This is a genomic window from Methylobacterium sp. Leaf456, from assembly GCF_001425465.1.
GTDB lineage: Bacteria > Pseudomonadota > Alphaproteobacteria > Rhizobiales > Beijerinckiaceae > Methylobacterium.
In genome coordinates, this window is record NZ_LMQV01000042.1 from 160,100 (window position 1) to 173,000 (window position 12,901).

Below are 12,901 nucleotides of genomic sequence, written 5' to 3' on the forward strand. Positions count from 1 at the left end.
GTTGCAACGGCTGAGGCGGGGGCGCAACCCGCACAACGAGACCCGGCTGCACCTCGAGAGCCTGGCCCGGCGCTGGAATTTCTCAATCGGCGCTTACTCTTACGGCCGTCCGAAGGTGCGCTTCCCCGAATCCGGCCGGCGACTGACGATCGGCCGCTATTGTTCCATCGCCGACAAGGTCGAAATCCTGCTCGGCGGCGACCACCGGCTCGACTGGGTCTCGACCTATCCGTTCGCGGCGATGTCGGGATTGTGGCCGGGCACCGACGCACCCGAGGATTACCATTCGTCGCGCGGCGACGTCGTGATCGGACACGACGTCTGGCTCGGCTCGGGCTGCCTGATCCTGTCGGGCGTCACGGTCGGCCACGGCGCGGTGGTGGCCGCGCACGCCGTCGTCACCCGCGACGTGCCGCCCTTCGCGGTGGTGGCGGGCAACCCGGCAAAAGTCGTGCGGCGGCGCTTCGACGAGGCGACGGTCGCCGCCTTGATCGACACGGCGTGGTGGGATTTTCCGCACGCGACGGTGACCCGGTGGGTGCCGCTGCTGCAAAGCGGGCGGGTGGCGGAACTGATCGCGGCGGTGCGGGCGGAGCGGCGGCGCGACACCTGACCGGCTCCGCGAGGATCAGGGAAGCGTCGCGAAACTCTTCGCGACGGCGAGGTTGCGCTCCATTTCCCGGACCATCCCGTCATAGGTAAGGATGCGGGCCGACACGCCGTCGATCCGCACGCTGCCGCCGCGATGGCTGAAGCGCCGCCGCTCCATCTCATCTCGCATTCCGGCGTCGCGCCCGCAGATGACGAGGAACGCGCTGATCTGCACGGGGCCGCCGAACGCGTTCGTCAGCGCGATGTCATGCGGATGGTCGCTCCTGATCCAGGCCCAATCGACGACTTGGCCGAAGCCGTGCTCCAGATGGCGCGACCAGGGGCGGTATTGCTGGGTCGATCGACCGGAGAAGAGGCTCGTCGCCTCCGCCGGCTCGAACTCGACGAGAGCGAACTGACGGGCCGCATCGTTCCCGAGGACGAGGTCAGTACGGAACAGGCCCTTGAGCGAGAGTTCGAACCGGATCAGGTCGGGTGCGCTGAAGCCAGCGATCGCTGCCAGCAGACCGCACAGGTGCGGACGCGCCGTGATCTGCGCGACGATCGGCGTCTCTGCGACGAAGTTCTGGCCCGCGAGCCAGCCTCGGAAGCCGTCGAGTTCCGTCTCGGCCCGAGCGAGGCTCCAGGCCAGCGGCTGAAACAGGCTCAAGCGCGGGCGTAGCTGTGATCGAGCACGCTCAGGACGACGGGACGGCCCTCCGCGTCCGGCCGCCAGAGCACGCGGCGCGCGCCCATCCGAGCGACGAACTCCCCGCCTTCGAGCGGCCGGCTGTGCTCGACGGCGCTCGGCGCGTCGAACAAGGCCTGGAGCGCACGCTTCTCGGCGAGCGGCAGATGATGGACCTGCAGCTTGGCGGAGTCGGCGACGGTGTAGGCGGTCGGCATGGATCGGCCTTCGGTATCCGGACGAATATGCGACGTCGGCCGCCGGAACGCCAGATCCGAGGGACGGCGCGCCGTTGCGACGCCGCCGCGATTGCCGTAACCGGCCCGCATCCCTTCACAGACGAAGCCGCCGCCGATGTCCGACCAGCTTCCCGACCGCCTCTCGGTCAACCCGAACAGCCCGTTCTACGACGAGGCGCTGCTCGCGCGCGGCGTCGGCGTCCGCTTCAAGGGCGTCGATAAGACCAATGTCGAGGAATACTGCGTCAGCGAGGGCTGGGTGCGGCTCTCCGCCGGCAAGACCCTCGATCGGTCCGGCAATCCGATGACGGTGAAGCTGAAGGGCCCGGTCGAGCCGTATTTTCGCGAGACGCCGGAGGCCTGAGCAGCACCCGCACGAGACACGAAAAAGGCCGGTGCCCCGAGGCGCCGGCCTTTTTCGTCGGGCTCGGATAAGAACCCCAAAAAATCAGTTACGGGCGGCCATCATGTCGTGGGACAGGACGGTGAGCTTGCCGATGAGGCTCGCCACGTCGCCGTGGGCGCAGGACCATTGCGTGCCGATGGCGCCCCCGTCCTGGGAAACCGAGACCACCGCGACCGAGCGCAGCTTGCCCTCGCGGGCGAGCTTGAGCTGGTCCTGAAGCACCTCGATGATCGAGGCGACGTTCTCGTCGGCGACCGCCTCGGCGGCGGCGGACGGGAAGGCGACGACGTTGGCGTCGGTGAGGGCGCGTTCGATCTTGGACATTCAGGCGACTCGACGAGGCTTGAGGGCGGAGCGGCCGAGGGGGCCGGCATGAAGGTGGTCCACGAGGCGGGCGAGGCGGTCGGGCAGGGCGCTGTCGCGCTCGACCGAGAGGCGCTTGCCGATGGCGTAGGCGACCCCCTTGGTCACCCGGCCGACCGAGAGGTCGGCCTTGTCCATCGGGGAGGGAAATCTGTCCGGCTCGTCGGGATCGACCATCGCTTCCTCGCTGACGGACATGGCATGGAGCGAATTTGCGCGCCGCAACGCGTCATGAAAATGGCAAGCGGCCGGTCTCGCTCGCGCATTTCCCTGGCTGTGGCGCGAGGGTGACACTTTTGGCGGGCCCCCGCGCCCCGCTTCAGCGCGGATCGCGCCAGCCCGACGCCGCCGGGGCGGTGCTGCCGGTGCGGACGGGCTCGCCCGCGGCGGGCGGCTCGGCCATCGCCGAGCGGCGCGGGGCCGGAGCCTGCACGCGGGCCTGACGCTGGCGCAGGCCGGCGCGGGCCCGACGGGCCCGGCGCGGACGCGTCTCGCTGTTCGAGCCGATGACGCCGCCGGCCACCGCGCCCACCACGGCACCGATCGGCCCGGCCACCAGCGCCCCCGCGACGGCGCCCGCGCCGACGCCCACCGCGGTGCGGCTCTCGGCCCGCGCGGGCGCGGAGAGCGACAGGCCGGCGATCATGGCGAGGCCGAGACAGGTCATTCGCATCAGATTCGTCCCTTCGGTCAGTACGGGGACGCCTCTGACGGCCGATCTTGACGAAAGGGTGACCCCCTCGTCTCGCGCGGCAACTTCAGGAAGCCCGAATAGTCGCGCTTGTTCTTAGCTTATACTCGCGCTTCCGCCGCCTTGTGTGGTCGGCGCAGGGCCAGCGCCAGTGGCACCGTGGCGAGCGCGGTCGCGGCGGCCGCGAGCAGGCCCGCGGTCTCGCCCGCATGGTCGGCGAAGGCCCCGTAGGCGATGGGGGCGAGCCCGCCGGAGCCGATCACCGCGGTGTAGAACAGGGCGAAGGCTCGGCCGGTGTCGCCCCGCGGCGCGAGGTCCGGCACGGTCCCGTACAGCACCGACGAGGTGCCGTTCAGCGCGATCCCGAGCAGCGGCAGCAGCCCCAGCGTCGGCATCAGCGGCAGCGGCAGCAGGGCGGCGACGAGCCCCGCGGTGACGATCTCGGTGACGATCACGCAGCGCACCACCCCGACCCGCTCGCCGAGCCAGCCGCACACCGCCTTGCCGAAGGCGCCGCCCGCGAAGACCAGCGCCAGGGCGAGGCCGGTGGTGGCGCCGGTGCCGCCCTTGGCCTCCAGCAGGAAGGGCAGGAACAGCAGCGTGCCCATCCGGGTCGCGGTGTCGAGGGCGCCGACGCCCATCAGCAGCGCAAAGTTTTTTTGGGATTTTCCTTCGCCGCTTCCCGCGGCTCGCATTGGCGCCGGGGGCAGCGGCCGGTGCGGCAGCACCGCGACGAGGGCGACCGCTGCAGCGAGCCCGGCGAGCGCCATCAGCCCGGCGACCGGCCGCCATGCCAGCACCCCGAGCATGAGGGCGACCGCGACCGGAAACGTCGCCTTCCCGAGATCGCCCGCGAAGTTGTAGATGCCGAGCGGCCCCCGCGCGGCGCGCCCGTAGGCGTCCGAGACCAGCAGCGAGGCGCGCGGATGCTGGATGCTCGACCCGATCCCGGCGAGAACGAGGCCGGCGCAGAGCCCGAACAGCCCGCCGCTCAGGCCCATCGCGACGAAGCCCAGCGCCGCGACCAGCGTCGAGAGAGCGAGCGCCGCGCGGATCGAGAGGCGCCCGGCCAGCCGGTCGGCGGGGATCTGCAGCCCGCCCATGGTGCCGTAATAGAGGCTGCGGAGCGCCGCCACGCCGGCATAGGACAGTCCGAACTCCGCCTGCCAGACCGGCAGCAGCACGTAGAGCAGATCGGTGTAGCCGTCGTGCAGCGCATGCGCGAGGCAGGCCCCGCCGAGGCTGCGCCGCTGGGTGGCGGCGCGGTCGTCGCGGGGGGCCTCAGAGAGCGGCAGGGCTTGGCTCACGGCGGGTTTCTCTCGGCGATTGGCTCGAACGGACGTGGATTGATCCGTCTGGATGCCGCGGCTCCCCCCTCTCCCCGCACGGGGGAGAGGCCCGCAGGCACCTTGTCGTGTCTGCGGGAAGCGCAGGCGAAGCCGCAGCGGCGGTGAGGGGAAGTCTCGGGATGCGCTACCTCCGTCGAAGCCCCCTCACGCCTCGGCTGCCGCCTCGTCGCGCCGACGACGAGGTCGTCGCGACCCTCTCCCCGCGGGCGGGGAGAGGGGGACTTCGCGGCATCCAGGTAGATCAACCCAACTCACCGCCACTTCTAAACCCGTGAGCTTTTCGCGATCAGCCCCATCCTTCTCACGCGTACCGTGCTAAAACCTCACGCATGCGCCGCCTGCCGCCGCTCAATGCCCTGCGCGTGTTCGAGGTCGCCGTGCGGGCCGGGAGCTACGCGGCGGCCGGGACCGAACTCGGCCTGACGCATGGCGCGGTCAGCCGGCAGGTCGCTGCGCTCGAGGCGTGGCTGGGGCAGCCGCTCTTTGCCCGCGTCGGGCGCCGGATGGTGGCGACGCAAGCCGCGCGGGTGTTCGCCGCCGAGATCAGCCTCGCCTTCGACCGGCTGACGGAGGCCGCGGAGGCCTGCGGCCGGCCGGTGGCGCCGCGGGTGCTGCGGGTGAGCGCACCGACGACCTTCGCGATGCGCTGGCTGATCCCGCGGCTCGATGCTTTTCGTCGTGCGCGGCCCGACACCGAGGTGACGGTCACCACCACGACCACCCTACAGGAAGAGCTGCGCGGCGGCTTCGACATCGCGATCCGGCGCGGGCCCGAGCCCTGGCCGCAGCACCACGCCGTGCCGTTCCTGCCCGAGTTCGACACCCTGGTGGCGAGCTCAGGCCTGCTGGCGCGGCGCCCGCTCCAAAATCCCGGCGATCTCGACGGCCGCGTCCTGCTGGGCACCCAGACCCGACCGGGCGATTGGGGCGCGTGGCTCGCCGCTGCCGGGGCGGGCCGGCCCGAGGGCGTGCCCACCCGCGTCTTCGACCACTACTTCGTGACGCTCCAAGCGGTGGAGGACGGGGCCGGGCTCGGCATCGGGCCGTTCCCGGTGCTCGACCGCGCAGTGGAGCAGGGCCGGCTCGCCGCCCCGTTCCCGGAGATCGTGGTCGAGCGGCCGGGCTACTTCGTGCTGACGCCGTTCGACGCCGACAAGTCGCCCGCGCTCTCCGCCTTCATCGACTGGCTCGTGGCGGAGGGCAAAGCCTCGCTCACAATTCGCCCGTGAGGAACTGGGCCCGGCCGTGGCCGAAGGACCAGTCCTCGTCGGTGTTCTCCACCGTCGAGACCATCACGTCGGCGGGCGCGATCCCGCAGGCGGCCTGGAGCTTTTCGGTCAGCAGCCGGTAGAACAGCGCCTTCTTCTCGCGGCCCCGCGGCCGGGTGATCATCTGCACCACGACCACGTCCTTGGTGCGCGGGATGTCGAGGCCGGTATCCTCCACGATCATCCGGCTCGGCTTGTGCTCGGTGACGATCTGGTAGCGGTCGCCGGGGGGCACGTTGAACGCCTCCAGCATCGCCTCGTGCGCCGCGTCGAGCAGAGCCTTCAGCTCGGCGTCGCTGCGGCCTTCCAGCAGGTCGAAGCGCATGAGGGGCATGGGGGACTCCGGAAGAGTGAAATGAACGGCCTCTGGCGGTCGCCGGCCGTGGGGCTAAGGTAGAACCGCGCCCGGCCGCTTCCAACCGAACCGGTTCTCCCGTATTCCGCATGCAAAATGGTGCGGCGCGGCAAAGGCGTCGGCCCCCCACACGGAGGAGACCACAGATGTCGGATTTGCGGTTGCGCCGCAGCGTGCTCTACATGCCGGGCTCGAATGCGCGGGCGCTGGAGAAGGCCAAGACCCTACCGGCCGACTCGCTGATCCTCGATCTCGAGGACGCGGTGTCGATGGAGGAGAAGGAGCTGGCCCGCGAGCAGGTCTGCGCCGCGGTGAAGGGCGGCGGCTACGGCCATCGCGAACTCGTGATCCGCGTGAACGCCCCGCAGACCCCCTGGGGCGAGGGCGATCTGCGCGCCGCCATCGAGGCGAAGCCCGACGCGATCCTGATGCCGAAGGTGTCGTCGCCCGCCGTGCTGGAGAGCATCGCCGACCATCTGGAGGCGCTCGACGCCCCCGATTCCATCGCCGTCTGGGCGATGATCGAGACGCCGGCCGCGATCCTCAACATCCACGAGATCGCCAAGGCCCGGCGCGACCGGCGCACCCGGCTGACCTGCTTCGTGCTCGGCACCAACGATCTGGCCAAGGACACCTGGGCGCAACTGGTGCCCGGCCGCGTGCCGATGCTGCCCTGGATCATGCTGACGCTCGCCGCCGCCCGCGCCGAGGGCCTGACCATCCTCGACGGCGTGTGGAACGACATCTCCGACGTGGACGGCTGCCGCACCGAGTGCCGACAGGCGCGCGACCTCGGCTTCGACGGCAAGACGCTGATCCATCCGAATCAGCTGGAGCCCGCCAACACCTCGTTCGCCCCGACCGAGGAGGAGGTGCGCCGCGCCCGCCTCGTGATCGAGGCCTTCAACCTGCCGGAGAACGCCAAGCGCGCGGCGATCAAGGTCGAGGGCCGCATGTACGAGCGCCAGCATATCGGCATGGCCCGCCGCTCGGTGGTGTGGTCGGAGACGATCGCGGCCCGCGACGGTGGCGTGAAGGTCTGAACGAAAAAGGCCGTGCCCCTCGCGGGACACGGCCTGCTTCACGCCGGGGCGTGAGCGGTCTTACCAGCCGTAGCCGTAGCCGCCGTAACCACCGCCGTAGCCGTAGCCGCCATCGTAGTAGGAGCGGCGGTAGGCGCGGCGCGGGGCGTAGTACCCGTCGTCGTAATAGCCGACCGAGCGGTAGCCGTAGGCCGGACGGGCGTAGCTATAGCCGCCGTAGGCCGGGGCGTAGCCGTAACCGCCGCCATAGCCGCCACCGTAATAGCCACCGCCGTAGCCGTAGCTGTTCGAGGCTGCGGCGCCGACGAGGGCGCCCGCGGCGAGGCCGCCGATCACGCCCGCGGCGATCGCGCCGCCGCCACCGCCGCGCCAGCGCGCCTCGGCGCCGGTCGAGGTGAGGGCGCCGACGCCCAGCACGGCGGCGGCGGAGAGGATTGCGAGCTTCTTCATGGGGAAGGCTTCTCCATAAGGGTGGATCATCGATCCGCTGGCACCCCAACGGCGGCGCAGCGGAATCGGTTCACTCCCGTGTCGATGAAGTTGATGCTACGTCCTGCCGCATGAATGACCGTTCAACCGGACGTTCAGCCAATGGTCAGCTTGGCCGAACGAGGTTCGGTGCATCGGAACGTGCGCCCGCGCACCGGATTAATCTTGGCTGTACCGGTACGTCTCAGCGCCGTCCGCCGACCTCGTCGAGATGGTCGAGCAGCATGGCGGGATCGTCGTAGACCCGGACCGCCCCGGAGCGCTCCAACTCTTCCGTGCCGTAGCCGCCCGAGAGCAGGCCGACCCCGAGGCCGCGGCAGCGCCGTGCCGCCAGCATGTCCCAGATCGAGTCGCCGACGATCACGGAATGCTCGATCGGCGCGTTCAGCCGCTCGGCCGCGGCAAGAAAAAGGTCGGGATCGGGCTTGGCGTATTTCACGTCGTCGCGGGTCACCACCGGCACTTTGCCGGGATCGACGCCGAGCGCCACGAGGTTGTGCCCGGCCGTCTCCATCCGGCCGCTGGTCGCGATGGCCCAGGGGATGCCGTTGTCGGTGAGCGTCGCCAGCAGTTCCCTGGCACCGGGCAGCGGCACCACGCCCTTCGAGAGCCGGCCATAGGCCTCCGCGTGCAGGCGGCGCAGCCGGTCGATGCGGGCGGGGTCCATGTCGAGCCCGGTCTCGCGCAGGAGCTGGTTGGTGAACAGCCCGCCGCTCATCCCGATCTTGCGGTGGATGCGCCAGACCGAGAGCGGGATACCCTCGTCGTCGAGCGCCTCCTTCCAGGCCAGGACGTGCTGGTAGACGCTGTCGACGAGCGTGCCGTCGAGGTCGAACAGGAAGACGGTCTCGATGCGCATGGTGGCCTCCGCAATCTCACGGGACAACGGATGGCAGGCGAAGGCGATGCACCTGCACGGCATTGACCCGCGGGACCAGCCGGGCTTTGGCTCCCCGTCAGGCCCGACATGCTGTTCACCCACCTCGCCGACGACCTCTTCCGCCCGCTCGCCGCGCCGAGCCGCGTGTTCAACGCAGGCCTGCTGCTGCACCTGCACGCCACGGTGTTCGGCGATGCCGCCGAGCCCCTGCGCAAGGCCGACCTGATCGTGGCCATCGGCGAGTTCTCGTCGGGCTGGTCGCAGGCCGAGATCGCCGACGACGAGACCGCGCCGGCCGACCCCATCGAGCGCCGCTCCTACGTCTACCGCCGGCTGGTCGAGGCCGGATGGCTGGTGGAGCGGCGCGAGCGCTACGTGCCGGTGGTGGATTTCGACCCCGAGGCCCGCCTGCTGATCGAGGAGCTGGCCCGGATCGACCGGGGCGAGACCCGCTCCTACGGCGGCGCCGTGTTGGAAGTCCTGGGCGCGCTGGAAAGCGCCACCGCCAACCCGGCCGACCGCTCCGAGGCCCTGCGCAATGCGGCCAAAGCCGCCCGCACCTTCCTGGCCCATCTGCGCGGGCTCGCCGGCGGCCTGCGCAAGGTCGAGGAGCGCATCCTGCGCGAGCAGAACGTCGGCGCGGCGCTGCGGCTCTACTTCGAGGAATTCGTCGAGCGCCACCTCGTCTCCGACTACCGGACCCTGCACACGCGCTTCAACCCGTTCCGCTTCCGCTCCGGCATCGTCCGCGAGGCGGGCCGGGCCCTGCGCGATCCGCTGACGCTCAGGGCGCTCGCCGAGGGCAACCTGCGCGAGGGGCGCGCCGGGGACTTGGCCGCCGCCGAACGGATGGTGCGCACCGACCTCGTCGAGATCCTGGCGATCTTCGAGGGGCTCGATCCGCATCTCGATGCGGTCGCCTCAGTCGTCGCCCGGCTGGAGCGGCGCATGGCGGCGACGTTGCGCTACCGCGAGCCGCGGGATTCCGCCCGGATCGAGCGCGCCGCCGCGGCCCTCCGCGCGGCGGGCACGGCGCCCGAGGACACGTTTCCCGCCATGCCGGCCCCGGAGGTGTCGCTGCTGCGCCCGCCCATCGGCCCGCCGCAGCTCACCAACCCTCGGATACCGCGGCGCGCCATCGAATCCGAGCCGCTGCCGGAGATCGAGACCGATCCGGCGATCGAGGCCTTCGTCGTCGCCAAGGACGCCTTCCGCCGCCGCACCACCGTGACGCCGGAGCGCATCACCGCCTTCCTCGACGCGCGGCTGAAGCCCGGCCGCCGGCTCCTCGGCTCCGACATCGTCATTTCGGATGTCGACGCCTTCGTCGTGTTCCAGCGCCTGCGCGAGATCGACGTGCTGTTCGACGGCAGCTTGCGCGACCGCTATCGCCTCGCACCGGGCGAGGGCCGGCTCTCCAACGGCTGGATCGACTGTCCGGATTTTTCCATCGAGCGCGTCGCCGAGGCGAAGACCCGCCGGCCCGGCCTCGCCGAGACCCGATAGCCCATGCTCGATGCCTTCCGCGCCATCCTCGACGGGGACGAGCCGCCCCCGCCCGGCAGCCCCGCTCCGAGCGAGGAGGAACTGACCCGCGCGCTTCAGGTGATGCTGAAGGGCCAGTGCGTCTACGCGGCCACGCCCGGCATCGGCCGCTCCTACGAGCTGGCCCGCCACTACGCGCCGTTCTTCCGCGACTACTTCGCCTGCCTCGGCTACCGCTTCGAGGTCGCCCACCGCGACCAGATGGTCTTTCTGAGCCTGCCGCCCGACGGCGTGCGCCACGACGCGCAGGGCGAGCGGCTGCGCAAGGACGAGACCCTGGTGCTGCTGGCGCTGCGGCTCGCCTACGAGGAGGGCCTGCGCGATTCCCGCGTCGCCACCGACGGCACGGTGGACTGCACCACCGACGACATCGCCGACTCGATCCGCTCCGCCGCCCGCTCCGACCCGCCCGACGAGGCCCGCCTCATCGAGATCCTGCGCCTGTTCTCGCGCAAGGGCGCCCTGCGGCTGGGCGAGCGCGACCGCCTGGACCGCGTGACGCCGCTCACCGTGATGCCCGGCATCGCGGTGCTCTCGCCGGATGCCTGGATGGATCAGGTGCGGGCCTGGGCGGCGGCGGGGGAGGGGAGGGGCGGCGCGGGTTGAGATCGCGGGCCTGTCCATACCTCCTTCATCCCACCCAACACCCTCATCCTGAGGTGCCCGCCTCGGCGGGCCTCGAAGGAGGGCTCCACGGAACGCGCGATCCGCTGGAGCCCTCCTTCGAGGGCGCCGCTTCGCGTCGCCGCCTCAGGATGAGGGTGTGGGTGGGAGAATCGCGGCTGGCTCCACCTCCTGCGCCCACGGCACGGCGGCGAACGCCCGCTCCAGATAGGCGATCAGTGCGCTCACCCGCGCCGGCCGCGGCAGGCCCGGCGGCATCACGAGGTTCAGCGCAATCGGCGGCGGCTGCCAAACGGGCATCACCCGCTCCAGCCGGCCCGAGCGCAGGTCGTCCCAAACCGTGAAGTCCGGCTGCACCGCCAGCCCGAGCCCGGCCCGGAGCGCGGGCGCCAGCGCGTCGGCGTTGTTGGCCCGCAGCGGCCCCTCGGGGGCCACCGAGGCCGTGGCGCCGGAGGTGTCGGAAAACTGCCAGCGGTCGGGCGTCGGCAGGTAGGCGTAGCCGAGGCAGGCGTGGCGCTTGAGGTCGTCCGGATGCTCCGGTCGGCCGTAGCGGTCCAAGTATTCGGGCGTGGCGACGAGCGAGCGGCGCACGCCGCAGAGCCGCCGCACCCGCAGCGAGGAATCGGCGAGCGCCGCGATCCGCAGGCCCAGATCGAACCCGCCGCCGACGAGATCGACCTGTGCGTCGGACAGATGCAGATCGACCGAGACCTCCGGGTGGGTTTTCAAGAACTCCGGCAGCACCGGCGCCACGTGGGCGACGCCGAACGACATGGGGGCTGCCAGCCGCACCCGCCCCCGCGGCGCGCCGTTGGCGTCGAGCGCGCGCGCCTCCGCGGCCTCGCCCGCAGCGAGCAAGGCCGCGGCATCCTCGCGGGCGGCCCGGCCGGCTTCCGTCAGCGCGAGGCGTCGCGAGGTGCGGTGGAACAGCCGGGCACCCAGCCGCGCCTCCAGCCGCGCCACCGCCTTGGAGACGGTCGCCTTCGACAGGCCGAGATCGTCGGCCGCGCGGGAGAAGGACAGGGCCTCGGCCACAGAGGCGAACACCGCCCAGGCCTCGAAATCGGGAAGACGCGTCATGGGCAAGATCCGAAACGATGCGTTTCGATCGTTTCCGTTTCATCGCGGCTTGGCAAGGACCAGATTGGGCCCACGCGGATCGGTGACGATCCCAAACGAGGAGTTCACCCCATGTCCGAGCACGGCCTCCACCACGTCACAGCCTTCTCCGGTCCGACCGCACGCACGGTCGATTTCTACACCCGCGTGCTCGGCCTGCGGCTCGTCAAGAAGACCGTCAACTTCGACGATCCCGGCACCTACCACCTCTATTTCGGCGACGAGGCCGGCACCCCCGGCACGATCCTGACCTTCTTCCCCATCGCGCACGCCGCCCCCGGCCGGGTCGGCATCGGGCAGGTGTCAGAGACGGCGTTTCGGGTGCCCAAGGCGTCGATCGGCGCCTGGACCCACCGCTTCGTCGCCATGAACGTCGCCCACGAGGCGCCGGTCACAGCATTCGGCGAGACGGTGTTGCGCTTCCGCGATCCCGACGGGATGCCGCTGGCGCTTGTCGGCGTCGAGGGCGCGGAGGCGGAAGCCGCCTGGGCTGCTTCCGACATCGCCCCCGAGCAGGCGATCCGCGGCTTCCACGGCGTCAACCTGCTCCTGCGCGAGGCGGGGCCGACCGTGGCGATCCTGACGGGCGCGCTCGGCCTCAAAGAGGTCGGCACCGAGGGCAGCGCGGTCCGGCTCAAGGGCGATGCGGCTTTGGGCGGCTTCGTGACGATCCGGGCGGTGGGCGACTTCCTGCCCGGCCGCCAGGGGGCGGGCTCGGTCCACCACATCGCCTTCCGGGCCGCGGACGATGCGGCGCAGGCGGCGATGGCCGAGGCCCTGCGGCGCGACCACGGCCTCGACGTCACCGAGCAGCGCGACCGCCAGTATTTCCGCTCGATCTACTTCCGCGAGCCGGGCGGCGTGCTGTTCGAGATCGCCACCGACGCGCCGGGCTTTGCCGTGGACGAGCCCGCCGACGCGCTCGGCACGGCGCTGAAGCTCCCGCCCTTCCTCGAGCCGCATCGCGGGCGGATCGAGGCGGTGCTGCCGAAGGTGGCGTAGCGCGCAAAGAGCCGCCGCTCCCCCTCTCCCCCGCACGCGGGGAGAGGCCTGCATGGACCTCGTCGTCCATGCGGGAAGCGGAGGCGTAGCCGAAGCGGCGGTGAGGGGGCGACTCAGGATGAGTCTATCCGTCGAAGCCCCCTCACACCTCGGCTGCCGCCTCGCTCTGCCGACGACAAGGTCGGCCGAGCCCTCTCCCCGCGTGCGGGGAGAGGGGATGCGCGGGCGTCGGCCGGCATCGGTCTTAAG

The 12,901-nt window shown here is 71.2% G+C and carries 17 protein-coding genes; 7 read left to right on the plus strand and 10 right to left on the minus strand.

Translation table 11 applies throughout. The features are described from left to right. The first annotated feature begins 1 nt into the window (after window position 1). Window positions 2–613: a CatB-related O-acetyltransferase gene (locus tag ASG52_RS20840; protein ID WP_056247362.1), complete on the plus strand. Its 612-nt coding sequence runs from the start codon at window positions 2–4 to the stop codon at window positions 611–613. 15 nt (window positions 614–628) lie between these two features. On the opposite strand, the gene ASG52_RS20845 is transcribed toward ASG52_RS20840, so the two are convergent. Both ASG52_RS20845 and ASG52_RS20850 read right to left on the minus strand, forming a co-directional pair. Beyond that, window positions 629–1,261: a Shedu anti-phage system protein SduA domain-containing protein gene (locus tag ASG52_RS20845; RefSeq protein ID WP_056247364.1), complete on the minus strand. Its 633-nt coding sequence runs from the start codon at window positions 1,259–1,261 to the stop codon at window positions 629–631. Continuing rightward, complete coding sequence (locus ASG52_RS20850) at window positions 1,258–1,497, minus strand: hypothetical protein (protein ID WP_056247366.1); 240 nt, start codon at window positions 1,495–1,497, stop codon at window positions 1,258–1,260. Before ASG52_RS20850 ends, ASG52_RS20845 begins: the two co-directional genes overlap by 4 nt. Window positions 1,498–1,633: 136 nt before the next feature. Here ASG52_RS20850 and ASG52_RS20855 point away from each other — a divergent pair, with 136 nt between their 5' ends. Continuing rightward, window positions 1,634–1,882 carry a DUF3297 family protein gene (locus tag ASG52_RS20855; protein WP_056247368.1) on the plus strand — a complete coding sequence of 83 codons (249 nt, stop codon included), beginning with the start codon at window positions 1,634–1,636 and terminating at the stop codon, window positions 1,880–1,882. Between the two features lie 84 nt (window positions 1,883–1,966). Here ASG52_RS20855 and ASG52_RS20860 read toward each other — a convergent pair whose 3' ends face one another. The 4 genes from ASG52_RS20860 to ASG52_RS20875 form a co-directional block, all read right to left on the minus strand. After that, on the minus strand, window positions 1,967–2,248 hold the full coding sequence (locus ASG52_RS20860) for a hypothetical protein (protein WP_056247371.1): 282 nt from the start codon (window positions 2,246–2,248) through the stop codon (window positions 1,967–1,969). Then, window positions 2,249–2,485 (minus strand): hypothetical protein, encoded by a 237-nt coding sequence (locus tag ASG52_RS20865; protein WP_156384062.1) that lies wholly within the window; start codon window positions 2,483–2,485, stop codon window positions 2,249–2,251. 121 nt (window positions 2,486–2,606) lie between these two features. Continuing rightward, on the minus strand, window positions 2,607–2,960 hold the full coding sequence (locus ASG52_RS20870) for a hypothetical protein (protein ID WP_056247373.1): 354 nt from the start codon (window positions 2,958–2,960) through the stop codon (window positions 2,607–2,609). Between the two features lie 119 nt (window positions 2,961–3,079). Then, a complete protein-coding gene (locus ASG52_RS20875; protein ID WP_056247374.1) occupies window positions 3,080–4,285 on the minus strand; it encodes an MFS transporter in 1,206 nt (401 codons plus the stop codon). Between the two features lie 371 nt (window positions 4,286–4,656). Here ASG52_RS20875 and ASG52_RS20880 point away from each other — a divergent pair, with 371 nt between their 5' ends. Continuing rightward, window positions 4,657–5,556, plus strand: a complete 900-nt coding sequence (locus ASG52_RS20880) for a LysR substrate-binding domain-containing protein (protein WP_056247376.1) — start codon at window positions 4,657–4,659, stop codon at window positions 5,554–5,556. On the opposite strand, the gene ASG52_RS20885 is transcribed toward ASG52_RS20880, so the two are convergent. Then, complete coding sequence (locus ASG52_RS20885; RefSeq protein WP_056247379.1) at window positions 5,540–5,929, minus strand: tautomerase family protein; 390 nt, start codon at window positions 5,927–5,929, stop codon at window positions 5,540–5,542. The genes ASG52_RS20880 and ASG52_RS20885 overlap by 17 nt on opposite strands. Window positions 5,930–6,096: 167 nt before the next feature. Here ASG52_RS20885 and ASG52_RS20890 point away from each other — a divergent pair, with 167 nt between their 5' ends. Continuing rightward, a complete protein-coding gene (locus tag ASG52_RS20890; RefSeq protein WP_056247380.1) occupies window positions 6,097–6,993 on the plus strand; it encodes an HpcH/HpaI aldolase/citrate lyase family protein in 897 nt (298 codons plus the stop codon). 60 nt (window positions 6,994–7,053) lie between these two features. On the opposite strand, the gene ASG52_RS20895 is transcribed toward ASG52_RS20890, so the two are convergent. Both ASG52_RS20895 and ASG52_RS20900 read right to left on the minus strand, forming a co-directional pair. Then, window positions 7,054–7,443: a hypothetical protein gene (locus ASG52_RS20895; protein ID WP_056247382.1), complete on the minus strand. Its 390-nt coding sequence runs from the start codon at window positions 7,441–7,443 to the stop codon at window positions 7,054–7,056. Window positions 7,444–7,666: 223 nt separating this feature from the next. Continuing rightward, entirely contained in the window at window positions 7,667–8,341 is a 675-nt protein-coding gene (locus tag ASG52_RS20900; protein ID WP_056247383.1) for an HAD family hydrolase, read from the minus strand. Between the two features lie 108 nt (window positions 8,342–8,449). On the opposite strand from ASG52_RS20900, the gene ASG52_RS20905 reads away from it, so the two are divergent. Both ASG52_RS20905 and ASG52_RS20910 read left to right on the plus strand, forming a co-directional pair. Continuing rightward, window positions 8,450–9,868, plus strand: coding sequence for a Wadjet anti-phage system protein JetA family protein (locus tag ASG52_RS20905; protein ID WP_056247385.1), 1,419 nt, complete (start codon window positions 8,450–8,452; stop codon window positions 9,866–9,868). Between the two features lie 3 nt (window positions 9,869–9,871). Beyond that, entirely contained in the window at window positions 9,872–10,513 is a 642-nt protein-coding gene (locus ASG52_RS20910; protein ID WP_056247386.1) for a DUF4194 domain-containing protein, read from the plus strand. 144 nt (window positions 10,514–10,657) lie between these two features. On the opposite strand, the gene ASG52_RS20915 is transcribed toward ASG52_RS20910, so the two are convergent. Beyond that, on the minus strand, window positions 10,658–11,611 hold the full coding sequence (locus ASG52_RS20915) for a LysR family transcriptional regulator (protein WP_056247388.1): 954 nt from the start codon (window positions 11,609–11,611) through the stop codon (window positions 10,658–10,660). A gap of 111 nt (window positions 11,612–11,722) precedes the next feature. Here ASG52_RS20915 and ASG52_RS20920 point away from each other — a divergent pair, with 111 nt between their 5' ends. Continuing rightward, on the plus strand, window positions 11,723–12,652 hold the full coding sequence (locus tag ASG52_RS20920; RefSeq protein ID WP_056247390.1) for a VOC family protein: 930 nt from the start codon (window positions 11,723–11,725) through the stop codon (window positions 12,650–12,652). The last annotated feature ends 249 nt before the right edge of the window (window positions 12,653–12,901 follow it).